This window comes from Streptomyces sp. NRRL S-495, assembly GCF_000966955.1.
Lineage (GTDB): Bacteria > Actinomycetota > Actinomycetes > Streptomycetales > Streptomycetaceae > Kitasatospora > Kitasatospora purpeofusca.
Window position 1 is genome coordinate 1 of sequence record NZ_JZWY01000092.1, and the last position, 25,853, is coordinate 25,853.

General features: G+C 73.7%; 16 protein-coding genes, 3 tRNA genes and 5 pseudogenes. 16 read left to right on the top strand and 8 right to left on the bottom strand.

All coding sequences use genetic code 11. From position 1 onward, the window contains the following. Positions 1-546: 546 nt before the first annotated feature. The 4 genes from VR45_RS47825 (at position 547) to VR45_RS06850 (ending at position 3,314) form a co-directional block, all read left to right on the top strand. The gene (locus VR45_RS47825; RefSeq protein ID WP_199839657.1) at positions 547-687 is read left to right on the top strand and encodes a hypothetical protein; all 141 of its coding nucleotides are present in this window, start codon (positions 547-549) and stop codon (positions 685-687) included. Positions 688-747: 60 nt separating this feature from the next. Further along, the gene (locus VR45_RS06840; RefSeq protein ID WP_045938774.1) at positions 748-1,041 is read left to right on the top strand and encodes a Dabb family protein; all 294 of its coding nucleotides are present in this window, start codon (positions 748-750) and stop codon (positions 1,039-1,041) included. 387 nt (positions 1,042-1,428) lie between these two features. Further along, a complete protein-coding gene (locus VR45_RS06845; protein WP_234325862.1) occupies positions 1,429-2,211 on the top strand; it encodes an RNA polymerase sigma factor SigF in 783 nt (260 codons plus the stop codon). Positions 2,212-2,387: 176 nt separating this feature from the next. Continuing rightward, positions 2,388-3,314, top strand: a complete 927-nt coding sequence (locus VR45_RS06850; RefSeq protein WP_045938775.1) for an RNA polymerase sigma factor SigF — start codon at positions 2,388-2,390, stop codon at positions 3,312-3,314. A gap of 57 nt (positions 3,315-3,371) precedes the next feature. On the opposite strand, the gene VR45_RS06855 is transcribed toward VR45_RS06850, so the two are convergent. Beyond that, positions 3,372-4,298: a tyrosine-protein phosphatase gene (locus VR45_RS06855; protein WP_052708889.1), complete on the bottom strand. Its 927-nt coding sequence runs from the start codon at positions 4,296-4,298 to the stop codon at positions 3,372-3,374. Between the two features lie 412 nt (positions 4,299-4,710). Here VR45_RS06855 and VR45_RS06860 point away from each other — a divergent pair, with 412 nt between their 5' ends. From VR45_RS06860 to VR45_RS06900, 10 genes and pseudogenes are all read left to right on the top strand, one after another. Beyond that, positions 4,711-7,089, top strand: coding sequence for a hypothetical protein (locus tag VR45_RS06860; protein WP_234325860.1), 2,379 nt, complete (start codon positions 4,711-4,713; stop codon positions 7,087-7,089). 104 nt (positions 7,090-7,193) lie between these two features. Beyond that, a pseudogene (locus tag VR45_RS06865) lies at positions 7,194-8,125 on the top strand (DUF3492 domain-containing protein); the annotation flags it as partial. Between the two features lie 62 nt (positions 8,126-8,187). Beyond that, a pseudogene (locus tag VR45_RS06870) lies at positions 8,188-8,832 on the top strand (glycosyltransferase); the annotation flags it as partial. 52 nt (positions 8,833-8,884) lie between these two features. Next, positions 8,885-10,399: a hypothetical protein gene (locus VR45_RS06875; protein WP_045938776.1), complete on the top strand. Its 1,515-nt coding sequence runs from the start codon at positions 8,885-8,887 to the stop codon at positions 10,397-10,399. Between the two features lie 155 nt (positions 10,400-10,554). Beyond that, positions 10,555-11,547: an SDR family NAD(P)-dependent oxidoreductase gene (locus VR45_RS06880; RefSeq protein WP_045938777.1), complete on the top strand. Its 993-nt coding sequence runs from the start codon at positions 10,555-10,557 to the stop codon at positions 11,545-11,547. Positions 11,548-11,618: 71 nt separating this feature from the next. After that, positions 11,619-12,320 (top strand): annotated as a pseudogene (locus tag VR45_RS06885) (sugar phosphate nucleotidyltransferase); the annotation flags it as partial. A gap of 164 nt (positions 12,321-12,484) precedes the next feature. Then, positions 12,485-12,886, top strand: a pseudogene (locus VR45_RS50470) (NAD-dependent epimerase/dehydratase family protein); the annotation flags it as partial. Positions 12,887-12,963: 77 nt separating this feature from the next. Beyond that, positions 12,964-13,422 carry an NAD(P)-dependent oxidoreductase gene (locus VR45_RS50475; protein ID WP_353612667.1) on the top strand — a complete coding sequence of 153 codons (459 nt, stop codon included), beginning with the start codon at positions 12,964-12,966 and terminating at the stop codon, positions 13,420-13,422. After that, positions 13,419-14,123, top strand: coding sequence for a spherulation-specific family 4 protein (locus VR45_RS06895; protein ID WP_045938778.1), 705 nt, complete (start codon positions 13,419-13,421; stop codon positions 14,121-14,123). The genes VR45_RS50475 and VR45_RS06895 overlap by 4 nt, the downstream gene beginning before the upstream one ends. A gap of 22 nt (positions 14,124-14,145) precedes the next feature. After that, a complete protein-coding gene (locus VR45_RS06900) occupies positions 14,146-15,219 on the top strand; it encodes an endo alpha-1,4 polygalactosaminidase (protein WP_234325861.1) in 1,074 nt (357 codons plus the stop codon). Positions 15,220-15,273: 54 nt separating this feature from the next. Here VR45_RS06900 and VR45_RS06905 read toward each other — a convergent pair whose 3' ends face one another. Continuing rightward, positions 15,274-15,468: a hypothetical protein gene (locus VR45_RS06905; protein WP_045938779.1), complete on the bottom strand. Its 195-nt coding sequence runs from the start codon at positions 15,466-15,468 to the stop codon at positions 15,274-15,276. Positions 15,469-15,595: 127 nt separating this feature from the next. On the opposite strand from VR45_RS06905, the gene VR45_RS06910 reads away from it, so the two are divergent. Further along, positions 15,596-16,561: an aldo/keto reductase gene (locus tag VR45_RS06910; protein ID WP_045938780.1), complete on the top strand. Its 966-nt coding sequence runs from the start codon at positions 15,596-15,598 to the stop codon at positions 16,559-16,561. A gap of 83 nt (positions 16,562-16,644) precedes the next feature. Here the strand turns inward: VR45_RS06910 and VR45_RS48385 are convergent. The 6 genes and pseudogenes from VR45_RS48385 to VR45_RS06940 form a co-directional block, all read right to left on the bottom strand. Beyond that, a pseudogene (locus VR45_RS48385) lies at positions 16,645-17,688 on the bottom strand (C40 family peptidase); the annotation flags it as partial. Next, positions 17,685-18,743 carry an SPFH domain-containing protein gene (locus tag VR45_RS06920; RefSeq protein ID WP_052708891.1) on the bottom strand — a complete coding sequence of 353 codons (1,059 nt, stop codon included), beginning with the start codon at positions 18,741-18,743 and terminating at the stop codon, positions 17,685-17,687. The pseudogene VR45_RS48385 and the gene VR45_RS06920, both read right to left, overlap by 4 nt. Positions 18,744-19,180: 437 nt before the next feature. Beyond that, positions 19,181-22,300, bottom strand: coding sequence for an Ig-like domain-containing protein (locus VR45_RS06925; RefSeq protein WP_045938782.1), 3,120 nt, complete (start codon positions 22,298-22,300; stop codon positions 19,181-19,183). A gap of 299 nt (positions 22,301-22,599) precedes the next feature. Continuing rightward, a tRNA-Arg gene (locus VR45_RS06930) sits at positions 22,600-22,675 on the bottom strand. Positions 22,676-22,706: 31 nt separating this feature from the next. Further along, positions 22,707-22,782: transfer RNA gene (locus VR45_RS06935), tRNA-Arg, on the bottom strand. Between the two features lie 163 nt (positions 22,783-22,945). Continuing rightward, positions 22,946-23,036, bottom strand: a tRNA-Ser gene (locus VR45_RS06940). A gap of 180 nt (positions 23,037-23,216) precedes the next feature. On the opposite strand from VR45_RS06940, the gene VR45_RS46735 reads away from it, so the two are divergent. Next, positions 23,217-25,853 (top strand): PAS domain-containing protein (locus tag VR45_RS46735; protein ID WP_159394134.1); only part of this gene is annotated, 2,637 nt, incomplete at its 3' end.

Consider the following 25,853-nt stretch of genomic DNA (forward strand, 5'->3'; position numbering starts at 1 on the left):
CCCACCGCTACCGCCAGCCAGACCGAGAGCCCGTCCGGAGATCCGGACGGGCTCTCGGCGTTCCCGGGCACGCACTCGGACCTGGAGCAGGCCCGGACCCTGACCCGAGCACGGGCACGGATCCGGGCACGAAAAAAGGCTCCGTACCCGTCGGCCGATGACCACCAACGCCTGTCGAGTACGGAGCCTGGAAGGGGGGAGCGGCTCGGGGGGACTGACCGCTCCCCCGGCGGAGTCCCACAACCGGGAGCCGCGTCGGGGGGAAGTCGCGGCGCCCGGTCCCACAGCGGGGGCTCCGGATCCATGTACCGGTGATTCCTGCCAGATCCTCGGTACATCAACCATCCTGCCGTCCGCGCCGGGCCCCGGCACCCGGAGAAAGGCCCCTGTCGCGGGGACCTTCGTCCCGCCGGGTGAACGCGTCGCACACTTGATAGACCGTCCGGGTGGATAAGCTGCCCGTTGCACGGGCCGCTCGGGGACCGAACGGCGGCGGCCCACAGCAGGGAGGAAGGTCACCGGATGGCGCAGGCGAAGAAGATCGGAATGGTCCTCCTGCTCATCTTCGTGCTCTACACGATCATCACCTCGCCGGCCCGCGCGGCCGAGCTGGTGCAGTTGGGCTTCGAAGGCATCTCCAACGCCGCCAAGGCGATCGGCACGTTCATGACCGGCCTGGTGAAGTAGTCCGGGACCCACCGGCTACGGTGGGCCCGACATCCGACCCCGTCCGCGAGGAGCGGCACCGTGATCCGCCATCTGGTCCTGTTCAAGCTCAACGAAGGCGTCAGCAAGGACGACGAGCGCGCGCTCGCCGGCGCCAAGGCCTTCGCCGAGCTCGGCCCGGTCGTCCCCGAGCTGCGCGAGTGGGAGTGCGGCTGGAACATCACCGACCGCGACATCGCCCACGACTACGCCATCAACAGCCTGGTCGAGGACCGCGAGGCCCTCCAGGCGTACCTCACCCACCCGGCCCACCAGGCCGCGGCCGCCCAGTGGCGCGAGTTCGCCACCTGGGTGATCGCCGACATCGAGGTCTGACCCCGGCGGGCCCTCCTCCGGACGCCCCGGCCCCGGCCGGCGCGTCCCCCGGACGGCCGCGGCGCCCCGCCCGACACCCGGGCGGGGCGCCTTGCTCTGTCCCGGAACGATCCCCGGGCCACCCCTCCGACGGGACCGCCGGTCACCCGGCGCCGCACCAACACACCTCCACGCGGTACTTGCCCGACATGCGCCCGCCTTGTGATGCTATGACCGGTTTTGCCGGACATGGTGAGGTGATGAACGAGACAGGGCACCCGGTCCGCAGGTCCCACCGTTGTCAACATTGGGAGGGGTGACGTGTCCGTGCGGACACCAGGGAGCGCACCGGACGACGAGGTGCTCGCCACCGTGATCAGCCCGGCCGGAGAGCTCCGCCCGGACGGCCTGCGCGGCCCCGGCGGACGTCCCACCGTCGACGTCCGGACCCTCACCCGGGTGCTCTTCGAGCGGCTGGCCGAGCTGCCCCCGGACGCCCCCGAGCGGGAACGGGTCCGGGCCGCGCTGATCGAGGTCAACATCCCGCTGGTCCGGTACGCCGCCACCCGCTTCCGCAGCCGCAGCGAGCCGATGGAGGACGTCGTCCAGGTCGGCACCATCGGACTGATCAACGCCATCGACCGCTTCGACCCCGGCCGCGGCGTGCAGTTCCCGACCTACGCGCTGCCGACCATCCTCGGCGAGATCAAGCGCTACTTCCGCGACAACGTCCGCACCATGCACGTCCCGCGCCGGCTCCAGGAGCTCTGGGTGCAGGTCAGCGGGGCGATGGAGGAGCTGACCGTGGTCCACGGCCGGACTCCCAAGGTGCCGGAGATCGCCGCCAGCCTGCGCATCCCCGAGGAGGACGTCCGGGCCTGCCTGGACGCCGGGCGGGCCTACAACGCGGCCTCCCTGGAGGCCGCCCAGGAGCACGAGGGCGGCCTGGCGCTGCTCGACCGGCTCGGCTACGAGGACTCCGCGCTGGCCGAGGTCGAGCACCGGGACATGGTCCGCCACCTGCTGGTCCAGCTGCCCGAGCGGGAGCGACGGATCGTCATGCTGCGCTTCTTCGCCAATCTGACGCAGTCGCAGATCAGCACCGAGCTGGGGATGTCCCAGATGCACGTGTCCCGGCTGCTGTCCCGGATCCTGACCAGGCTCAGGACCGGCAACTCCTGGGACGACTGACCGGCCCGCCGCGTCACGGCGCGACAACGGGGCGTCACCGCCGCGTGACATCTTGCGACGTTCGGGTTTGCCGGGGATCGTGAGCCGGTATGGAGGGGGGAAGAGGGCCGGCCGGGAGCACGGGAACGTTCCCCCGGCGGCACCCGTTGGACCGTCAGTCACGAGGGGGTGGGTGCATGTCCGGAGAGCTGGGCACTGCGGAGATCCACGCTGAAGCGGCCTCCGCCGCGCAGATCCCGCTCCAGCGGGCCGGGACCGCGCCGGACTCCGGGGCAGCGCCGGACGTCGGACCGGCGCCGGGTTCCGGAGCCGCGCCGGACACCGGAGCCGCGTCGGGATCCGGGCTCGACACCCGGACGCTCTCCCGCTCGCTGTTCCTGCGGCTGGGCGCCCTCGCGCCGGGCAGCACCGAGCACACCTACGTCCGTGACACCCTCATCGAGCTCAACCTGCCGCTGGTCCGCTACGCCTCGGCGCGGTTCCGCAGCCGCAACGAGCCGATGGAGGACATCGTCCAGGTCGGCACGATCGGCCTGATCAAGGCGATCGACCGCTTCGACCCGGAGCGCGGGGTCGAGTTCCCGACCTTCGCGATGCCGACGGTGGTCGGCGAGATCAAGCGCTTCTTCCGCGACACCAGCTGGTCGGTGCGGGTGCCCCGGCGGCTCCAGGAGCTGCGGCTGGCGCTCACCAAGGCCGGCGACGAGCTCGCCCAGCGGCTCGACCGCTCTCCGACCGTCGCCGAGCTGGCCGCCTGCCTCGGCGTCAGCGAGGAGGACGTGGTGGAGGGCCTGGCGGTCGGGAACGCCTACACGGCGAGCTCGCTGGACTCCAGCCCGAGCGACGAGGACGGCGAGGGCCCGCTGGCCGACCGGCTCGGCTACGAGGACCTCGCGCTGGAGGGCGTGGAGTACCGGGAGTCGCTCAAGCCGCTGCTGGCCAAGCTGCCGCCGCGCGAGCGCCGGATCATCATGCTGCGGTTCTTCGGCAATCTGACGCAGTCCCAGATCGGCGAGGAGATCGGCATCTCCCAGATGCACGTCTCCCGGCTGCTCACCAAGACCCTCACCCAGCTGCGCGAGGGCCTGACCACCGAGGGCTGAACCGAGGACTGAACCGGGCGGTGGGCCTGGCAGCGTGCCGAGCGGTGGCCGGGTGGCTCAGGCCTCCGGCGACCCGGCGCCCAGGGGCGGCTCCGCGGCCGCCCGCGGGGCCGTCGCGCCCACCAGGGCCGCGAGCTCCGACCGGTCCCCGGACTCCAGCAGATTGGCCCGCAGGCCCGCCAGCACGCCCCCGTCCAGCCCGAGGCCGTCCGCCCAGAACGCGTCGAAGTCCGGCCAGCCGGCCCCGACCTCCTCGAAGGCCGCCTCCAGGTAGTGCCGCTCGGCCCGGAAGACCGGAAGCAGCAGCTCCGGCTCGCTCATCAGACCGCGGACCCGCAGGCTCTCCAGGACGCTCCCGACCACGGCGGCAGAACGCTCGTTGGTGAGCAGATAATCCGTGACCACCGTTTCCCGGTCCACCCCCAGAGCGGTCAGCAGTACCGCCGCCGTCCACCCCGTCCGGTCCTTTCCGGCCGAGCAGTGGAACAGCAGCGGCGAGGCGCCCGGTTCGGCCAGGAGCCTCAGCACCCGGGCGAATTGTTCGCGGGCAATGGAATCGGTGACGAACCACCGGTAGAGGCCGGTCATCATCGCCCCGGCGCGGCCGTTCCCGAGCAGGGAGCGCTGCCCGGCCGGATCCCGTTCGGCCAGCGCCGAGCGCAGTGTCGCGTGGATGTCGAAGTCCACCGCGAACACCGGTACATGATGCAGGGTCATGCCGTCGGTCGTCCGGTCCGCACCGGCCTCGCGGACCTCGTCCCGGCTGCGCAGGTCGACGATCCGGCGCAGGCCCAGCCCGGCCAGTCGCCCGAGGTCCTCGTCGGTGAGGCGGTTGAGGCCGTCGCTGCGCAGTGCGACGCCGGCCCTGAGCACCAGCCCCTCGGCCGTGCGATAGCCGCCGAGGTCGCGGGCGTTGACGGCGCCGAACAGGCCCAGGCTGCGGGCGGCCGGGAAATCGGCGGCCTCGGTCGGCTGATCGGTCACGCTGCGCCCCCCATTGGATATTCGGACGGTGACATGGCACAACCGTGAGCGATATTGCATGAACCTGCCCATCAAAACGACAGGATGTGCAAGAGTGTCACGGGCAACGCGGCCAGTGTAGGGTCCGGTTCATCCGTCGACTCACACGATGGGTGAGCAGCGGTAACGCTAGGTTCCGGGCTTTAATTTTTAATTGATTATTTGCGTAGCCGGTGCGGTTTCGGCCACAATCAGCGCGCTCATGGCCCGACCATGAACGTTGGTAACAGATTCGCTGCACTCCTGCCCATTCAGTCCCGCCAGGAACGCAAGTTCCACCAGGATGGGCGCCGGGCAGCCTGCTGCCCTCGAACAGCTACAGGGCAGGTGAACGCGAGCAGCGGAGCGCCCTGCCCAGGGGAGGAAAGACAACATGGGTCGAGCGACCCGAAGAGTTGCCGCCTGCGCGGCAGCCGTTCTGCTGGCCGGTGGCCTGCAGTCGTCCCTCGCGCACGCCGCCACCACTACGCCCCGGATCGACCTCACCGTTCTCGTGATCAGCGACGGCGGTCCGGCCACGGCCGCGATCGCGGCCGAGCTCAAGAGCCAGGGCACCCCGTACAAGCTCGTCGACCTCAACGACGCCGGGCGCCCGGTGATCGACACGGCCTTCCTGAGCGACACGCTGAACGGCCAGCCGCGCGGCAAGTACCAGGGCATCGTCCTGCCCAACGACAACCCGTTCACGGCCGGCTCCGCCGAGATGGCCGCGATCGCCGCGTACGAGGCGGCGTTCGGTGTCCGCCAGGTCGACGCCTACACCTACGCCCGTCCCGACGTCGGCCTGAACTGGGCGGTCGACCCTGGCTACATGGGGACCCTGGACGGCTTCCAGGGCCAGGTCACCACCCCGGGCCTGGGCGGATCGTTCGGGTACCTCAAGGGCACCATACCCTTCGAGGACAACGACCCGGCCATCTCGGAGAGCTACGGCTACCTGGCCACCCCGAGGACCGACCTGCCCGCCGGCTCCAGCTTCACCCCGCTGGTCGAGGTGCCGATCCCCGGCAGCACCGCCAAGGGCTCGCTGGTCGGCGAGTACGCCCACGACGGCCGCAAGGAACTGGTCGTCACCTTCGTCTACAACCAGTACCAGCAGCAGTACCGCCTGCTGGCCCGCGGCATCGTCGACTGGATCACCCAGGGCGTCCACCTCGGCTACGACCGCAACTACTTCGCGGCCCACGTCGACGACGTCTTCCTGGCCGACGACCGCTGGGACACCGTGCTGAAGTGCACCCCCGGTGACGTCACCTGCCCGCCCGGCACCCCGGAGACCGCCAACCCGATCCGGATGACGGTCGCCGACGCGCAGTTCGCCAAGCAGTGGCAGCTCGACCACAACTTCACCATGGACATGGTGTTCAACGGCGGCGGCAGCGAGGACTGGAAGGCCGACCACGAGACGACCGCCGACCCGGTGGTCGACCGGATGATCGCCGACCAGAGCAGCTACCGGTGGGTCAACCACACCTACACCCACCCGTACCTGGGCTGCCTCCAGGACGTCTCGGTGGTCCCGTGGAAGTGCACCAAGAACGCCGCGGGCAGCACCGTCTGGGTCGACCAGGCCACCATCACCTCCCAGATCAAGAACAACCTCGACTGGGCGGCCGCCCGGGGCCTGACCCTGGACCGGACCGAGCTCGTCACCGGTGAGCACTCCGGTCTGCTGACCGCGCCGCAGGAGACCAGCGACAACCCGTACCTGGCCCCGTCGCTGGCCGCCAACGGGGTCAAGTGGACCGCCAGCGACGCCTCCCGCGAGCCCGCGCAGCGGGCCGTCGGCGCGGCGCTGACCGTCCCGCGCTACCCGATGAACGTCTTCTACAACGCCGCCACGGCGAAGGAGGAGACCGACGAGTACAACTGGATCTACACCAGCGCGGCCAACGGTGGCAGCGGCGTCTGCGAGAGCAACGCCAACTCCACCTGCCTGCCGGCCCCGCTCGACGTGAACACCGGCTACCAGTCGTACATCGTGCCGCTGGAGGCCCGGATCGACCTCGGCCACGTGCTGAACAACGACCCGCGGCCGCACTTCATCCACCAGTCGAACCTGTCCGAGGACCGGATCGTCTACCCGGTGCTGGAGAAGGTCCTCTCGACCTACCGCTCGCTGCACGCCGACAACACCCCGGTCGTGAACCTGGCGCAGAAGGACCTCGGTCTGGAGTTCCAGCGCCGCGCGGCCTGGAGCAACGCCGTCTCCGCCGGCCAGGTCACCGCCTACCGCGTCGGCAACGCGGTCCGGGTCAGCGCCCCGTCCGGCGTCCAGGTCCAGGCCACCATGCCGACCGGCACGGTCCAGCAGCTCGCCATCGGCACCGCCGCGTTCGGCACCGCCTACGCGGGCTCGCTGTCCGGCTGGGTCAAGCCCGGCCAGCTGCAGAGCGCGGTCCAGCTGCAGCTGCCGGCCGCGCCGGCCGCCCCGGCGGCCGTCAGCCCGTCGGTCGCGGCCAAGTCCGTAGCGGCCCCGGCGCCGGCCGACACCAAGGTCGTCCCGCAGGGCACCGCGGACGCCGTCCCGGCCGGTCCGGGCGACACCGACCGCACCGACGCGCCGACCCTCGTCCCCGGCAGTGGGGCCCCGGTGGCGGGCAAGAACGCCGCTGCTGGTACCACTGCTGGTAAGGCGACCGGTACCACCGGGAAGGCCGCCGGCAAGGGCGACACCGCACAGCACGGCAAGGCCTCCGGGGGGAAGGCCGAACCCGTCAAGAAGACCGCCGGTACGTCCGGCACCCGCTAGACAGGTGAACCCGGTGGCGGGTCGGCTCCCCCGGCCCGCCACCGGCACCACCCACCGGCCGACTCGGCCGGGAGCTTGAGGCAAGAACAGGAGGGGGGACAGAGATGCGCGTCACCCTGCTCACCGAGGGGACGTACCCGCACCAGCACGGCGGCGTGAGTGTCTGGTGCGACCAACTCGTACAGGGCATGCCGGACGTCGAGTTCGACATCATCGCCGTCACCGGTACCGGACACGAAGCACTGGCCTGGGAGCTGCCCGCCAACGTGCGGTCGGTCACCACGGCCCCGCTGTGGGGCCCGGCCTCGGAGGCCAAGGCGCCGCGCGGCAAGGAGATGCGCCGCTTCCTCAACGCCTACGAGCGCTTCCTGCACTCCATCCTGGACCCGGTCTACACCACCCACTTCGGTACCGAGCTGTACGGCTTCGCCGACCTCGCCCGGCGCGGGCTGCTCAGCCCGGCGCTGCGCAGCGAGCGCGCCCTGCGCACCCTGCAGCACGTGTGGACCCGCGACTACCTCTCCACCGCGGTCTCCCGGCCCACCATGCACGACGCGCTGAACGCCACCGACCTGCTGGAGCACGCCCTGCGGCCGCTCTCGGTCGAGCCGCCGCGCGACGGCGTGGCGCACGCCGCCAGCGGCGGCCTCGCCACCCTGCCGGGCCTGATCGCCTCGCAGCAGTACGGCGTACCGTTTCTGCTGACCGAGCACGGCATCTACCTGCGCGAGCGCTACCTCGGCTACCGCACCGGCCCGTACCGCTGGCCGGTCAAGGCGCTGCTGCTCGGCTTCTACCGGATGCTCGCCGAGGAGAGCTACCGACGGGCCGCGCTGGTCACCCCCGGCAACCGGTACAACCGGCGCTGGGAGGAGCGCGGCGGCACGCCCTCCACGCACATCCGCACCGTGTACAACGGCGTCGACCCGGCGGCCTTCCCGCCCGCCGGGCCCGAGCCGGAGACCCCGACGCTCAGCTGGGCCCGCTCAGCTGGGCCGGCCGGGTCGACCCGATCAAGGACCTCGAGACGCTGATACGCGCGTTCGCGATCGTGCGGCGCGAGATACCCGACGCCCGGCTGCGGCTGTTCGGTGGNCCCCGACGCTCAGCTGGGCCGGCCGGGTCGACCCGATCAAGGACCTCGAGACGCTGATACGCGCGTTCGCGATCGTGCGGCGCGAGATACCCGACGCCCGGCTGCGGCTGTTCGGTGGCACGCCCAAGGGCGGCGAGGCCTACCGCGAGAAGTGCGAGGCGCTGGCCGCCGAGCTCGGCACCGGGGACTCGGTGGTCTTCGAGGGCCGGGTCGCGGACATCACCGACGCGTACGCGGCCGGGAACGTGGTGATGCTCTCCTCGATCAGCGAGGGCTTCCCGTTCACCCTGATCGAAGCGATGTCCTGCGGCCGCGCCACCGTCTCGACCGACGTCGGCGGTGTGCGCGAGGCGGTCGGCGACACCGGCCTGGTCGTCCCCCCGCGCGAGCCCGAGCCGATGGCCGCGGCCGCGATCGAGCTGCTGCGCGACGCGGAGCGCCGGGCCCGGCTCGGCGAGCAGGCCCGGCTGCGGGTGATCGACCAGTTCACGCTCCGCCAGAACATCGACGGCTTCCGCGGCATCTACACCGAACTGCTGGGCACCGCCCGCTGGCTCCCCGAGGGCGTGGTCGCCGTCACCGACGGCCCGCCGGACCCGGACTGGGAGCAGGCGGCCGAGCAGGAGCGCAGCGAGGTGACCGCATGAACCGGCGAAGCACGACCGTCGTCGGCGGGCGCGGGTACCGCGAGGTGACCGCATGAGCGGGCCCCTGCGACTGGTCCCCGACGAGGCGGTCGACGAGACCGTCCAGCTGCGGGTCCTGCCGCTCAAGCGACGCCGCCCGACCCTGCCGGCCCAGCGCCCGCCGGTGCCGGAGCAGCTCGACCTCTCCGCCGACCCGCTGGACGAGCTCGCCGACCGGCTGCGCGAGATCTGCGCGGACGCGGTCCACCCCTACGAGATCGCGGCCATCCTGGAGTCCGACGGCCTCTCCGACGAGCAGGCGGCCCTGCTGTACGGCCGCCCCGACTCCTTCACCGTCGCCGAGGAGCTGTTCGAACGGGTCGAGCGCCGCTACCCCGGGCCGAGTGCCGAGTTCGCCAACCCCTGGCGGGCCGACCCCTGGCGGTGCGTCGTGCGCGGCCTGGTGTTCGCCCTGCCCGGTCTCGGCTACCTGCTCGGTGCCAACCTCTTCGCCGCCGACCGGATGCGCTTCGGACTGCCCTCGGGCATGCTCGCGCTGTCCGTCGCAACCCTGGTCAGCTGGTCCTGGAACCAGGCCCTGGCCCACCGCTCCTACACCTGGCTGGGCCGGGGGCGGCGGCGGTCGGCCGCGACCTGTCTGGCGATCGGGGCGCCGCTCGGCGCGCTGACCGCGGCCGTCGCCGGCTATGTGGTCGGCGGGCCGCTGGGCGCGCTGTGCTTCGCCGCCGGACAGTCCGGCTACCTCGCGGCGGCCACCGTGCTGCTGGTGCTCGGCCGGGAGAAGTTCCTGCTGGTGGCGCTGGCGCCGTCGGCCGTCGGAGCGGGGGTCGTGCTCGCCGTCGATGTGCCGCAGGTCGTCCGCACCTCGGTGCTGCTGGCCTCGCTCGGCCTCGCGGTCTGGCTCGCCGCCCGGGAACTGCTGCGCTGCCGACGCGGCGAGGCCGATCCGGTCCCGCTGCGGCTGCCGCTGTCCAAGGAGGTCCCGCACCTGCTGTTCGGCCTCGCGGTCGGCACCCTGACCCTGATCGCCGGACTCGGCGTCACCGTGCACCAGGCGGTGCGCACCGGCAGCGCCGAAGGCGTCTCGACCAGCCCGACGGGGCCGGCCATGATCGCCCTGACCCTGAGCCTCGGACTCGCCGAGTGGCTGCTCTTCCGCTACCGGGCGATGGCCGTGGCCGCGCTGCGCACCAGTCACACCCCGGTCGAGTTCGGCCGCCGCACCGGCGGCGTACTGCTCGGCTGCCTCTTCATCTACCTCACCACCGTGGCCGCCCTCGACGCCGCCGCCACCGTGCTCTGGCCCGGCGCCCCGGCGCTGGGCGTCCCGGAGCTCGGCGCGCTGCTGCTGCTGGGCGGCTCGCTCTGGCTGGCGCTGCTGCTGAACGCCTTCGGGCTCAGCTGGAGCACCGCCCTCATCTGTCTGGCAGCCGCGGGCGCCGAGTGCGCCGGACTGCTGACCGGTGCGGACCCGACCGTCCTGCAGCTGATCGGCTGCGGGGCCGCGGCGGCCGTCCTCACCGCCATCGCCGGGCCCGTGCTCGGCCGCACCACCAAGCACCGCTGATGCGGCGCCCGCTGAACCGGCACCGCTGAACAGCTGAACAGCGCAACACGGAACCAGCACCGACCGAACCACCTCCGGCCGGGTCACCACACCGTCACCACACCCGGCCGGTCCGTGCAGTACACGTCCCCGAAAGACACAGGAAGCGAATCACCATGAGCAGCGTCGCCGTCACCGGAGCCGAGGGCTTCATCGGCTCCCACCTCGTCGAAGCCCTGGTCGCCGACGGGCACCATGTCCGCGCGATGGTCCAGTACAACTCGTTCTCGTCCTTCGGCTGGCTGGAGACCCTCTCCAAGGAGGTGCTGGACTCCGTCGAGATCGTCCTCGGCGACGTCCGCGACCCCGGCTCCGTGAACGGCCTGGTGAAGGGCACCGAGGCGGTCTACCACCTGGCCGCCCTGATCGCGATCCCGTACTCCTACCAGGCCCCGCACTCGTACATCGAGACCAACGTCACCGGCACCCTGAACGTCCTGGAGGCCGTGCGCCACCTGGACATCCCCCGCCTGGTGCACACCTCGACCAGCGAGACCTACGGCACCGCGCAGACCGTGCCGATCTCCGAGGACCACCCGATCAACACCCAGTCCCCGTACGCCGCCTCCAAGGCCGGCGGGGACCGGCTGGCCGACAGCTACCACGCCAGCTTCGAGACCCCGGTCGTCACCCTGCGCCCGTTCAACACCTTCGGCCCGCGCCAGTCGATGCGCGCCGTCATCCCGACCGTGATCGCCCAGCTCGCGGCCGGCGAGACCGAGATCACCCTCGGCGACCTGCGCCCGACCCGTGACTTCATGTTCGTCAAGGACACCGCGCTGGCCTTCCGCACCGTCGGCACCGCGCCCGCCGAGGCCGTCGTCGGCCGCACCTTCAACGCCGGCACCGGCGGCGAGATCTCGGTCGGCGACCTGGTCACCCTGGTCGGCAAGCTGATGGGCGTCGACGTCACGGTCAAGGAGGACGAGCAGCGCATCCGTCCGACCAACTCCGAGGTGATGCGCCTGGTCGCCGACGCCACCCGGCTGCGCACCGCCACCGGCTGGACCCCGCAGTACTCCCTGGAGGAGGGCCTGGAGCAGACCATCGAGTTCTTCCGCGACCCGTCGAACCTGGCCCGCTACAAGACCGACATCTACAACGTCTGACCCGGTCCCGCCTTCCGGCCACTCCGGCACCGAAGGCCCCTTGTCGCATCGACTTCCGTGGGGGAACCACCATGCACGCAGTGATCCTGGCCGGCGGTAAGGGCGTTCGACTCCGCCCGTACACCACCGCGCTTCCCAAGCCGCTCGTCCCGATCGGCGACCAGCACGCGATCCTGGAGATCGTGATGCGCCAGCTCGCCGCCGCGGGCTTCAAGACCGTCACCCTGGCCATCGGCCACCTCGGCCACATCATCCGCGCCTACGTCGGCAACGGCTCCCAGTGGGGGCTGCGGGTCGGCTACGCGGTCGAGGACAGCCCGCTCGGCACCCTCGGTCCGCTGCTCACCATGCAGGACCGGCTGCCGGACAACTTCCTGGTGATGAACGGCGACGTCCTCACCGACCTGGACTTCGCCGGGGTGCTCAAGCACCACGAGTCGTCCGGGGCCCCGCTCACCATCGCCACCTACGCCCGCCAGGTGAAGATCGACTTCGGCGTGCTGACCGCCGAGGACGGTGCCATCACCGGCTTCCAGGAGAAGCCGAGCATCGACTACCGGGTCTCGATGGGCGTGTACGGCGTCTCCCGCGCAGCGCTCGCCAAGTACACCCCGGGTCTGCCGCTGGGCTTCGACGAACTGGTGCTGGACCTGCTGGCCGCCAAGTCCCCGCCGTCCGCCTACGAGTTCGACGGCTACTGGCTCGACATCGGCCGCCCGGACGACTACGACCGGGCCAACGCCGAGTTCTCGCTCAACCGCTCGCTGCTGCTCCCGGACGGGCCGGCCACCGCCGGCCCCGCCGCGGGAGAGGGCCTGTACGCGGTGCCGAACGGCCAGGACCGGCCGGTCCCCGCCGCCCGCAGCGCCGTCGACGCCGCCGACGGGCAGCCGGCCGCGGCGGTACCGACCGGCCCCGAGAACGACGGACGGGCCGCGTGAGGATCCTGCTGCTCGGCGCCGACGGCTTCCTCGGCCGCCACGCCGCCACCGCCCTGCGGTCCCTGCCGGGTGCCACCGTGCTGACCGCCGGGCGGCGGCCCGACCACGACCTGCGGCTCGACCTGGCCACCGCCCAGGCCGGCCCGCTCGGCGAGGAGCTGGCCGCGCACGCCCCGGACGCGGTGGTCAACTTCGCGGGTGCGGTGGCCGGCAGCGCTGTCAAGCTCGCCGAGGTCAACGCCCGCGGCCCGGCCGTGCTCTGCGAGGCGCTCGAACAGGGCGCCCCGAAGGCCCGGCTGGTGCACATCGGCTCGGCCGGCGAGTACGGCGTCTGCGCCCCCGGCAGCTCGCTCGCCGAGGACGCCGACGCCCGACCGGTCGGCGTCTACGGCGCCACCAAGCTGGCCGGCTCCCTCGCGGTGGCCGGCTCGCCGCTGGACGCCGTGGTGCTCCGGGTGTTCAACCGCTGGACGCCGTGGTGCTCCGGGTGTTCAACCCGGTCGGCCCCGGTGCCCCGGCCGGTTCGCTGCCCGGCCGGCTCGCCGCCGAGCTGCGCCGGGCCGCGCCGGAGGGCACCGACGGGGTGGTGCGGGTCGGGGACCTCTCGGCCCACCGCGACTTCGTCGATGCCCGGGACATCGCCCGCGCGGTCGCCCTCGCGGTGGCCGCCGAGGCTCCGCTGCCGCGGCTGCTCAACCTGGCCTCCGGGCAGGCCCGGCCGGTCCGGGCGATCGCCGACGGCCTGGTCGCGGCAGCCGGCTTCGCCGGCCGGATCGACGAGAGCGGCGCCGGCTCCGAGCGCTCCGCCGCCGTCTCCTGGCAGCAGGCCGACGTGTCGGCCGCCGCCGGGGCACTCGGCTGGCACCCGGAGACCGGGCTCGACGAGACCCTGCGCGACCTCTGGCTCTCCACCGAACCGCTGGCCACCGCATGACGGGCGGGAGCCACCACGACGGCCGCCTGCTGGTGCCGCTGTACGTCCACCCCGCGGTGGACCCGGCGGCCTGGCAGGCGGTCGCCGCCGCCGACCCGCAGCGGATCGCCGCCGTCGTGCTCAACCTCGCCGACGGGCCGGGCGACCCCGACCACGTGTTCACCGAGGCCGCGGAGGAACTCCGCAAGGCCGGTCTGCCGCTGCTCGGCTACGCCGACACCGACTACGGCCGGCGGCCGCACGCCGCCGTGGTGAGCGACATCCTGACCTACCGTCAGCGCCACGGCATCACCGGCGTCTACCTCGACCAGGTGTCGTCCGCGCCCGGCGCGCTGCCGCACTACCGGCGCCTCGCCACCGCGGCCCGCGCCGCTGGCTGCGCCACCGTGGTGTTCGGCCACGGGGACCACCCGGACCCCGGGTACGCCGAGGTCGGCCTGGCCGACCTGCTGGTCACCTTCGAGGGCGACTGGACGGCGTACCAGGAGCTGGCCCTGCCGCTGTGGACCGGCCGGCACGCCGCCGCCCGGTTCTGCCACCTGGTCTACGACGTGCCCGCCGAACTCTCCGGGGAGGCCGCCGCGCTGATCGCCGCCCGCCGGGCCGGCGTCGGCTGCGCCGTGCCGGGCAGCGGGGACAACCCCTGGCGCACCCTGCCGCACGAGCTGACCGTCGGTCGGCCCGTCACCGAACCCACCTGACCCCACCCGGAGTTCGAGCACCGTGACCCGCCGCACCCGGCCCCTGGCCGCCGCCCTCGCCCTCGCCACCGCCGTCGCCCTGCTGGCGACCTCGTGCAGCAGTTCGGGTTCGGAGGACGAGGACGACCCCTCGGCCGACGCCACCGGCGCGCAGCCCCCGGCGGCCACCGCCGCCCCCGTCCCGGGCACTCCCGGCACCCCGGACGCCCCGTCCTCCCCCGCCGACGCGGGCTCGCCGACGGCGCCGGCCCCCGGCACCCCGTCGGTCCCGCCCGGCACTCCGGGCACGCCTTCCGCCCCGGGCACTCCCAGTGCTCCCGGTACTCCGGGCCACCCCGTCACGCCCGGCACTCCGGCCGTCCCCGGCACCCCGGGCACACCGGCCGCCCCCGCCGGAGCCCGCTGGCAGCCCACCCCCGGCCTGGCCTGGCAGTGGCAACTCGGCGGCGGCGTGGACCAGTCCGTCGACGTCCCGGTCTACGACATCGACGGCTTCGAGACCGACGCCTCCGTGGTCGCCGCGCTGCACGCCAAGGGCCGCAAGGTGATCTGCTACATCAACGCCGGTTCCTGGGAGGACTTCCGCCCCGACGCCGCCGCCTTCGCCCAGGCCCTCCAGGGCTCGGGCAACGGCTGGAAGGGCGAGAAGTGGTTCGACATCCGCAAGCTCGACCAGCTGAAGCCGCTGATGGCGGCCCGCTTCGACATGTGCCGGCAGAAGGGCTTCGACGCCGTCGAACCCGACACCATCGAGGCCTACAACCAGAACAGCGGCTTCCCGCTGACCGCGGACGACCAGCTCCGCTACAACCGCATGCTCGCCACGCTCGCCCACGAACGCGGCCTGGCGATCGGCCTGAAGAACGACCTGGAGCAGATCCCCGCCCTGCTGGGCGACTTCGACTTCGCGGTGAACGAGGAGTGCGCGCAGTTCGACGAGTGCGGCCGGCTCTCGCCCTTCGTCCAGGCGGGCAAGGCCGTGTTCCATGTCGAGTACAAGCTCGGCACGGACCGGTTCTGCGCCAAGACCAAGGGCCTGGGCTTCAGCTCGATGCAGAAGAAGCTCGAACTGGACGCCTGGCGGAAGCCCTGCTGACGCAGGGACGGCGGCCGTACGGCCGCCGGACCGCCAGGCGATCAGCCACAAGGGTTACTTGACCGCCAGCCAGATGACGGCACCCACCACCACGAGCACGGCCACGGCGATCGCCGCGATCATGCCCGTGCGGCTGCCGCTGGCGCCGTAGGTGTTGACGGAGCCCGGTGCCTGGGGTGCCGGGGTCTCGTCGACGAAGGCCCGGAACATCTGGGTGCTGCCGGCGGGGTCGTAGTCGTTGTCAGCCATGGCAGGGACTCTAACGAATCCGCGGACCGCCCCGACACCCGGACTCCGCACTACGACTGTGCGACAAGCATGTGAAGTCCCCCACGACCCCGGAATGCCCGCCCCGCCGATCGGGTTGACTCGGACCATGACCGATTCCCGCAGCGACGCCCCCCGTTACGTGCAGCTCGGCGACTCCGAGCTCTCGGTGTTCCCGCTCTCCCTCGGCGGCAATGTCTTCGGCTGGACCGCCGACGAGGCCGCGTCCTTCGCCGTCCTCGACGCCTACACCGCGGCCGGCGGCAACTTCGTGGACACCGCCGACACCTACTCCTCCTGGGTCCCCGGCAACACCGGCGGCGAGTCCGAGACGATCATCGGGAAGTGGCTGCGCAGCCGCGGCAACCGCGACTCCGTCGTGGTCGCCACCAAGGTCGGACTGCACCCCGAGGCGCGCGGGCTGCGCGCGGCCAACATCAAGTCCTCCGCCGAGGGCTCGCTGCGCCGTCTCGGCGTCGACCACATCGACCTCTACTACACCCACCAGGACGACGACACCCCGGTGGAGGAGTTCGTCACCGCCCTGGACGCGTTGGTGCGCGAGGGCAAGGTGCGCGCCGTCGCCGCCTCCAACATCGGCGCCGACCGGCTCGCCGAGGCCCTGGCCTTCGCCGAGCGCGAGGGCCTGGCGAAGTACGTGGCCGTCCAGCCGCACTACAACCTGGTCTCCCGCGACACCTTCGAGGGCCCGCTGGCCGAGGTGGTCGCCGCGCACGGCCTCGCCACCGTCCCCTACTACGCGCTGGCCTCGGGCTTCCTCACCGGCAAGTACCGCCCGGGCGGCACCTCGGTGACCAGTGCCCGCGCCGAGGGGGCCGGCCGCTACCTGGACGGCCCGCGCGGCCCCAAGGTCCTGGAGGCGCTCGACACCGTGGCCGCCGAGCAGGAGGTCGAGCTCGCCACCGTCGCCCTGGCCTGGCTCGCCGCCCGGCCGACCGTCGCCGCCCCGATCGCCAGCGCCCGCACCGTCGACCAGCTCCCGCCGCTGCTGGCCGCCGCCGCACTGGAGCTCACCCCCGCGCAGACCGCGCTGCTGGACGACGCCTCCGCCTGACCCCGGCACCGCGCCCCGGCGGCCCGCGTCGTCCACAGGCTGTGGACAACGGGGCGGCCGAAGTGGGTCGGCCGGAAGCCGTTGCTGATCGTCGACACCCGGACGGTCTTCCCCGGCCGGGGCGCCTCGACGAACTTCCCGCCGCCCAGGTAGATCCCCACATGGTGGATCCCCGAGGCCCGGCCGCTGTCCGACCAGAACAGCAGGTCGCCCCGGCGCAGCCGGTCCTGCGCGATCGGAGTGGTCGCCGCGTACTGGTCGTCGGCCACCCGCGGCAGCTCGACGCCCGCCCGCCGGAAGGCCTGCTGCACCAGCCCCGAACAGTCGTAGCCGGAGGGACCGTTGCCGCCCCACACATAGGGCTTGCCGAGCTGGGCCAGCGCGTAGCCGATCACCGACTCCACCCGGTCGGAGGAGGGGGCCTGGTCCTGGGCCGGCGTCCCGCCGCCCGACCGGCCGGTGCGGTCGAGGTAGATGTCGTAGTGGCTGGTCCAGCGCCACTCGCCCCGGGTGTTCTTGAACCAGTACCTGGAACCGTCCCAGCCCTGGCGCGGTCCGGCGGACCGGACGGCTGCTTCGGGAGCGGCCGGCTGCGCGGTGGACCCGGTGGACCCGGTGGAGCCTGCCGGGGCGCCGGAGCCGGTCGGGGTACCGGTGGTGGACGAGGAGCCGGCGCCGCCCACGGCCTTCGTGTACACGCTGTAGTGGCCGGTCCAGCGCCACTCGCCCCGGGCGTTCTTGAACCAGTACTTGGAGCCGTCCCAGCCCTGCTTGCCCGGCGCCGCCTGCGCGGCCCCGGCACCGGCGGTCAGTCCGACCACCCCGGCGCCGGCCAGCACGGTGGTGGCCAGACAGGCAGTGCGCACCGCCCGGTGTATTCGGCCGGCCCCGGACGGCCCTGCCGGTCGGGCGGTGCGCGGCCGGGCCGCGCAGTGCGGGCAGCCACAGCCCGCGAGCGCGGGACCGCCGCCGAGGCGTTCCTCGAAACCGTCCGTGGTGTCGAGGCCCTCCAAGCCGTCGAGGCCCTCGAACCCGTCGAGCGCGTTGAATCCGTCGAGCGTGTCGAGCCCGTCGGCGGTCCCGTCCACGAACGCGAGGCCGACGTCCGTGCCGCTGGCTATCCTCATGCCGGTCGTCCTTCCTTCCGCCCGGCCCGGGCGGCCGGGGGCGGTACCGAGGCGGCCACTCCGGCCGGGGCGACGAAGGCGACCAGCAGGTGCTCCATCAGCGCGCTCCGGGCGGCCTCGTCCAGCTCGTGCGCGGTGGCGCGCTCCAGTCGGCGCACGGCGAGCGCCGCCGCCTCCACCGCGTCGTCCACCAGCACCGTGCGCAGACCCGCGTCCAGATCGGCCAGCCGGCGCCGGCGCATCGACTCGGCCACCTCCGGCGCGTAGTCCAGCGCCAGCGGCTGCGCCGAGTAGACCTCCAGCCCGGCCGGGGCGACCTCGGCGGCCAGCGCCCGGGTGAGCTCGTCGGCGAACCACTGACCGTCGCGCAGGGCCGGCCCGGGTGCCGCGTTGCTGTCGCAGGGCAGGATGGAGGCGGTCCGGGTGAGCACCGCCTGGACCTGCTCCCGCAGATAGCTCTCGTGGTCCTCGATCGCCAGCAGCGCGCGGGCGGTGTCCTTGACCCGCCACACGATCAGCAGCCGGACCACGATCGGCGTACCGGTGCGGTCGACCACCTTGGCCGGCTCGCTGCGCCAGTGCCGCAGCCGGACGTCCACCCGGCGACGGCGCAGCAGCGGGTTCACCCAGACCAGGCCGGTGCGGCGGACGGTGCCCCGGTAGCGGCCCCAGCGGGTGAGCACCCGGGTCTCGCCGCCGGCGTTGGCCAGCAGTCCGGCGAGCGCGAGCACGACGAGCAGCCCGGCGGCGGCCACGGCGGCCACCGAACGGGCGGTCACCTCGGCCCGGCCACTGGCACGGGCGGCGTCCGCGCGCAGATCGGGCAGCGCGTCCCAGTGCGGGACGACTCCGTCGCGCACCAGCACCAGCAGGACGGCGGCCGTGCCGAGCAGCAGCGCCAGCAGCGCGACCCAGCCGGGCAGACCGGCCGCGTCCCGCTCCCGGAGCGCCTGGTCGGCGCGCGGCGGCCGGCGCGAGGTGGCGGCGGCCGGCGTCCCGGCCGGGACCTCCTCCTCCGGGTCCGCGACCAGTGCCGGGGGCGGGGGCGGGGCCACCTGAACCGTCCGGACGGTCGGCTCCCCAGCCTCCAACGGATCGCGCGGATCGACGGAGGAGCCGGCGGGCCCGGGGAGGACCGTGAGCGGAGTGGTCGGCGGACCGCTGTCGGCCGGTCCGGCGGCCGACCCGGACGTCCGCAACACCTTGGCAAGCGGGCTGGAGCCGGAGGCGGAACGTTCCGGCAACGCCGGGGGAAGTGTTTTGGGCAGGTGGTCGGGTCGCTGCGAAGAATCGCGGGTGACGTCCATGCACGGATCCTCAGGTTCAGTGTGTCGCGCAACGGGCGGCCCGGATCTGACGGGCAGTGCCAGAGTCAGGCTAAGTTCATACGTCATCAAATGCGACATTTGAGCTTATGTGTGTCGACATTTCCTGACGAATCATCCGAAGCCGGAGCTGACGCGCAGGCACATGAGCGGATGGTGGGAGCGGTTCAGCGCCGTCGGGTCCCGGTTCCCCGAGCGAGCATCCGACGGGTGATCAGGCCGATCCCGGTGAGCACCAGCAGGATCCCGGCGAACGCGCCGCGCCAGGCGTCCGACCGCTGCCGGTCGGCGGACATCGGCGACGAGGGGTCCACCGGCTCGGCCGCCCGCTGCTGTCCGCGCTCGGGCGGGGCAGCCGGACCTCGGCTCCGGTCGGACGGGTCCCGGTCCGGGGTCGAGACGTCCGCCGGATCCGGGTCCGCCCCGGTCGGGGTGGCGGCCGCCGTCGTGGTCGGGGTGGCGGTGGAGGTGGGCGTGGGCGTGGTGGTGTGGGCGGGGCTCGCGGTCGCGGTCACGGCCGGAGTCGGAGTCGGAGTCGGAGTCGGGGACGTCGGGGCGGAAGCGGTCGGGGACGGGCGGCCGGTGGCCGGAGCCACCGTCACCGGAGCCGCGGTCGGCGAGGGCGAGGCCGCCACCGGGGGGACGACGATCGGCAGCAGCCCCGGCAGGACGGGATCGAGGACCGGCTCGGCGACGGCCGGGGACGGCACCGACGGAGTGGACGGCGTGGACGGCGTGGGCGGAGTGGACGGGGCGGACGGCACCGGCGGGGTCGGCGGCACCGGTACCGAGGGCGAGGCCGTCGGGGACGGGACCGCCGCCGTCGGGGACGGGGAGAGCGCGGGCGTGGGGCGCGCGGACGTCGTGGGCTCGGCCGAGGGCGACGACGGCACGACCGTCACCGCCGTGGGCGTCACCGTGGGCGTCGGCACCGGCGTAGGGGCAGCGCTCGCCGCCGGAGCCGGAGTCACCGAAGGAGTCACCGAAGGCGCCACCGTGGGAGTCACGTCCGGCGTCGCCTCCGGCGTGGGCGTCACCGTGGGCGTGGACGTAGGCGTCGGCGTGACCGCTCCGCCCGCCGGAGCGACGGTGACCGCCACGGCCTCCGCCGCCGTCCCGTTCCCCGCCAGGTCGGTCGCGGTGACGACCAGCCACTGCTCCCCCTCCGCCAGGTCACGGTTCGCCGTGCACGCCCAGCTGCCGTCGACGGCCGCCGTCGTCCCGCAGGCGACGATCCGCGCGGCCTCGGCGGCACGCTCCGGCCGCGCGGTGACGAGCACCTGGGCCCCCGGTTCGGCCCTCCCGGCGAACCGGGGCCGGGCGACCCGGAGGGTCTCCCCGGCGGTCGGCACGGTGAGCACCGGACGGTCCGGCGGCACCGTGTCGACGACCAGCTCGACCGTCTGACCCGGGGTCCGGTTCCCGGCGAAGTCGGCGGCGGTCGGGGTGAGCCGGTGCCGACCGTCCGCCAGGTTCTCCACCGGCAGGCAGGACCAGCCGCCGTCGGGCCGGACCCCCGTGCTGCACAGGTCGGTCCCCTGGCCGCCGGAGCCGCCACCCCCGCCGGCCGCCTCGCGCGTTCCGGCCGACCGGTCGACCACGGTCACGGTGCTGCCCGGCTCGCCGGTGCCGGCCAGTTGCAGCCCCGGGTCGTTGGTGAACTCGGGCAGGGTGAGCACCGGCGTGCCCGGAGGCGTGGTCCTGACGGTGATCCGCACCGGCTCGCCGCGCAGCACCACGCCACCGCCGGTGGTCTCCACCGGGGTGAGGCTGTGCCGGCCCGGGGCCAGCGCCGTGTCCGGGCGGCAGGACCAGTCGCCGCCCCGGGCGACCCGGGTCCGGCAGAGCGCGGTGTCGCCCTCGCGGATCTCGACGGTGGCGCCGGCCACCGCGCCCTCGCCGGAGATCCGGGGGCGGGCCTCGGCGAGGGTGGTGCCGTCGACCGGTTCGGCGATCTCCGGACGGGCGGCCCCGACGGTCAGCCGGATCCGCTGGTCCGAGACCTGCCCGGAGTCGGCGAAGCCGCCGGCCGGCACCAGCTGGGCGGCGTCCCGGCCGATCCGCAGCCGGGCCCAGGTCTCGCCGGAGGCCGCGTCGGCGGGGACGGTCCACTCCAGCGAGGCGCTGTGCTCGCCGGGGGCGACCTCGGTCTGCACCCGCTCGGTGGCTTCGAAGCGGCCGTTGCGGTCGAAGTCGACCCAGCCGGCCAGGGTGGCGGAGGAGTCGCCGACGGCGACCGGGAGGGTGAGCCGGTAGTCGTGGCCGATCGCCGCCTCGGCGGGGTAACTGACGGCCGGGTCGGCGCCCTGGTACTCGCCCCGGCCGGGCTGGAGCTGCGGCGGTGGCGGATTGGCCCCGCCGTCCTCCCCGCTGCCGCCGCCCGTGGACCCGTTCCCGCCGCCGGTGCCGCCGTCCACCGCGCCGTCCGCCCGACCGGCGTCGGGCCGCCGGAACAGCCAGCCGGGCCGCCCGTCGGCCTTGGCCCCCTGGGTGGCGGCGTCACCGCCGAGGTAGAGGTCGGAGAGCAGGTGGGAGGCGTTGCCGTAGCCCTGCGGCGCGGTGCCGACCCCCTCGTCGAGGGTGACCGTGTAGGACTGGGTGAGCGGGCCCGGGGCGGTGGTGGAGCCGGCCCGGGCGGTCGAGCGCCGCTCGACCCGGAAGATCGCCGTGCGGAAGGTCCCGGCCAGCTCCAGGCTGCCCTCGGCGGCGGACCCGGGGTCGCCGTCGGCGCCGCCGTCGGCCCGGGCGGGGGCGAGCGTGTTGCCGTCGACCGTCCAGCCGGGCCAGTCGGTGCGGTTGACCAGGGTGGGGGCGGCCGGTGAGCCGCCGGTCAGGGTGAGCCTGGTCGCGGTGCCGGTGGAACCGGATTTCCCGGTGGTGATTCCGGCGAGTCCACTGAGGTGCAGCCGGGGATTGCGGACGGCCCGGGAGAATGTCAGCCGAAGCGTTCCGACGGTGCGCCAGGAACCGTCCGTCTGCGGACGGTCCTCGGCGATCCGGAAGGACTGCGCGGGATCTCCGGGCCGGAGTCCGTCGGCGTAGAGCGCACGGGAACGCCCGCCGCCGGCGCGGTCCGCCAATTTCCCCGGGCCGGCGGTGACCGACATCCCGGGGTCGGCGGAGAAGTCCAGTTGGACGGAGAGCCCGGAGGGCAGCACCGCGCCGCGTTCGGCGGTCCAGCTCCCGGGGGACTGCTGGGCGGCCGAGGGCGGCGGGTTCCAACCGATCAGCAGCCCGGCCGCCAGGACCGCGGCGGCACCGGCCGCAGCCGGGAACTGTCGGTTCATCCGGCTCTCCTTCAGATCGGCTGCCGGGCGGCCTGGGTGACCGGGCAGTCTGGACACAAGATGTGACAAAACGGAATCACGATCCTGGTCCGGTCATACCGCGACACTTGCACTATTGGCCGTATGACACCCGATTGGCAGCCTCGGGCCCTCGGCAGGACGGGATGTACCCGAAAGGTACGCATTCCACCCATTGCCCCCGCGCGGGCCGGACCGCCCGCGCCCACCGGGAGCACACACGGCAGGGGCTGCCCCGGAAACGAAAGAACCCCCGGCCGCCAGGGCCGGGGGTTCTCTTCTGGTGCGCTCAGCAGGATTCGAACCTGCAACCTCTTGATCCGTAGTCAAGTGCTCTATCCGTTGAGCTATGAGCGCAAGTGCCGGACGGATCCGGTCTTGCGGGGTTTGGTGCGCTCAGCAGGATTCGAACCTGCAACCTCTTGATCCGTAGTCAAGTGCTCTATCCGTTGAGCTATGAGCGCTCGCCCCGGTGAACGTTCCAGCGGGGCGGTGCGGGAACAACATTACATGACCTGCGGCGCGGGACGAAATCGATTGATCCGGGCACCTCGGGCGGCCCGCGCCGGCGGGCCCCGGACATGAGAAGAGCCCCGCCGACAAGATCGTCGACGGGGCTCCCGGCTGCGGAGGCTGAGGGATTTGAACCCTCGATCAGGAATAACCCCGAAACCGCATTAGCAGTGCGGCGCCATAGACCGGACTAGGCGAAGCCTCCTCCACATGGACCAACCCCGCGTGCGCGGACTCGTTCCCTGTGCCTGTGATGATGCCACAACCCGGGGGCCCGGCACCAACCGCCGACAACGTTACTAGGCGGGTCGTCCTCGCCGCAAAGAAGAATGAGATACTGCCCTCTCCGGAGAGAGCTGCCCTGAAGCCGAGGAGACCTGTCGACGTGAGCAGCAGGCCGATCCGAGGCGCTGCTCGCCTCGCCGCCATACTCGACGCCCTGCCCGATGCGTTGTTGCTGGTCAACAGCAACGGCACGGTCGTCGATGCCAACACCGCGGCCGTACAGGCGCTCCAAGCGCCCGGCACGTCACTGGTCGGGATGGGTGTGCTCGACCTCCTCCCGGAGTTCGACCCGAGCCGGATCCCCGGCTCGATGCGACCCGCCACCCGCGAGGACGAGGCGCTCGACCGCCCGGTCCGGATGACGGCCCGGCGCACCGACGGCAGCACCTTCCCGGTCGAGGTCTCCGGCAACGACTTCGACGACGACGGCTCCGGCGCCGGCGAGGGCCGGGGCTACGCGGTCTCCTCGCTGGTCCCCTACGACCCGTACCGCGAGGGCTCCCGCTCCTCCGACCTGCTCCTGCTGCTGGTCCGCGACCTGACCGGCCGGCTCGGCGTCGAGGCCGAGCTGCGCCGCCAGCACAAGCAGACCGAGATGATCCTGCGGGCCGCCGCCGAGGGCGTGCTCGGCGTCGACCTCGAAGGCCGCTGCGTGCTGGTCAACCCGGCCGCCGCGCACATCCTGGAGTACCGGGCCAGCGAGCTGGGCGGCCGTGAGCTGCACCCGCTGATCCAGCACTCCCGGGCCGACGGCACCCCGCTGTCGCTGGAGGAGTCCGCGCTGCTGGACACCCTGACCTCCGGCCGCAAGCACCGGGTGCGCGGCACCGTGCTGTGGCGCAAGGACGGCCGGCCGGTCACCGTCGACCTCACCACCGCCCCGGTCCGGGACGGCGACCAGCTGGTCGGCGCGGTCATGACCTTCACCGACCGCAGCCGCGAACTCGCGCTGGTCGCCCGCAACGAGCACCTCACCGCCGTCCTGGAGAGCGAGCTCGGCGGCGCGCTGACCGCGCTGCACCGGCGGATCGACACGCTCGCCGCCGACCCGGCCGGGCAGCTCTGGCCCGAGGCCAACTGGACGCTGCGCCGGCTCGCCGACGAGTGCCGCCGGTTCGGCAAGCTGATCGACGGTGTGCTGGCCCACCAGCGCTCCGAGGCCGGCGAGAGCGCCGCCGCAGCGGCGGCCGCGGACGGCAAGGGCGGGCCGAAGCCCGCCGAGCGGGTCCCGGTCGCCCTGGACAAGGTGGTCCGCCGGGCCGTCGAGCACGCGGGCGAGCTGGTCGGCGCCGGGCGGGTGCGGTTCTCCGTGCACGCGGCCGCCGTCGAGGTGATCGCCGACGAGCAGCGGCTCGCCCAGGCGCTGGCCCACCTGGTCGCGGACGTCAGCGGGGTCGGCCTGTCGCTGGACGCCGAGCCCGAGCTGCCCTCCCCCGGGCTCGCCGCCCCCGGTACCCCGGCCCTTCCGCCGGGCGGGGGCGACACCCCGGCCGTGGTGCTCGCCGCCGCCCAGCGCGGTGAGGTCGCCCGGGTGGAGATCCGCGGCCCCGGACGCGGCGGCAGCCCCGTCCACCTGCCGATAGCCCGCGCGGTGGTCGAGCGGCACGGCGGGGTGCTCCAGCCGCACGAGCTGCCGGGTCGCGCCGGGACCACCTATGTCGTCGAGCTGCCGCTGGACCCGGTCGCCGCGAAGGCCGCCGCCGAGCGCGCGGGTGCCGAGGGCCGCTCGGACCGGCCCAAGGAGAGCGACAGCGCCGTCCTGCCCGATCTGCCGGGCATCCCGCAGCTGCCCACCGCGCGCGCCGAGGAGCCGGCGGCCGAGAGTGCCTCGCCCACCGCTCCCGGTGCGGCGGGCCCCGCGGCCGATCGCGGCTCCTCCGCCACCCCGGCGGACGGCACCGCCCGGGAGGGCGGGCGCGGTGACTCCGCGACCGCCGCCCCCGACGGTCCGCCGGCCGACCCGGCCGCCGAGCCCGGCACCGACCCGGCGCCGGTCGTCGAGCAGCGCCGGGGCCGGCGCGGGCGCCCCGCCGTCGAGCAGCCGACCACCGACCACGACACCGCCCAGGACGTCCCCGGACCCGGCGACCGCCTGGACATCCCGGCCGACCAGTGGCCGAACGCCCCGGCCCGGATCGAGCGGGCCGTCCCCGAGCAGTGGAACGGCACCGGCAACGACCCCGCGTACGGGCGGCAGGGCCTCGGCGGCCCGAACGACCCGCAGAGCGACCCCTGGGGCAAGGACGACGGCCGCTCCGGCACCGCCTACGCCGTCCCGGTCGACGCCGGGCGCCCCGCCCCGGACCCCGGCGACGGGACCACCGGCGCGGACGGCGAGCCCCGGACCGCCGACAGCGCGGCCGGCCCGCGCACACCGATCGCCCTCGGCCCCGGCCCCTCCCCGGAGGACCCGGCGGCCGGCCGGAGCGGTCAGGACGGCGCGGGCGGACCGGACGAGCCCGGCTCCGAGCCCCGGCCGTCCCGACGCCGCCGCGCGCTGCCCGGCAACGAGGACTCCTCCGGCGGCTTCGCCCTGCCCGGCGTTCCCGAGACCCCGGTCTACCCCGGGCTGGAGCACGCCCTGCCGGCCGGTCCGGCCCCGGCTCCGGCCGAGCCCGCCGGTCCCACACCGACCGGCCGCCGCCGCCGACTGGCCGTCCCGCCCGGGCCCGGCGGCGAGAACGGCGGCCCGGCCGCGCCCGACGGCGCCGCAGCGAGTACGCCCGCCGCACTGCCC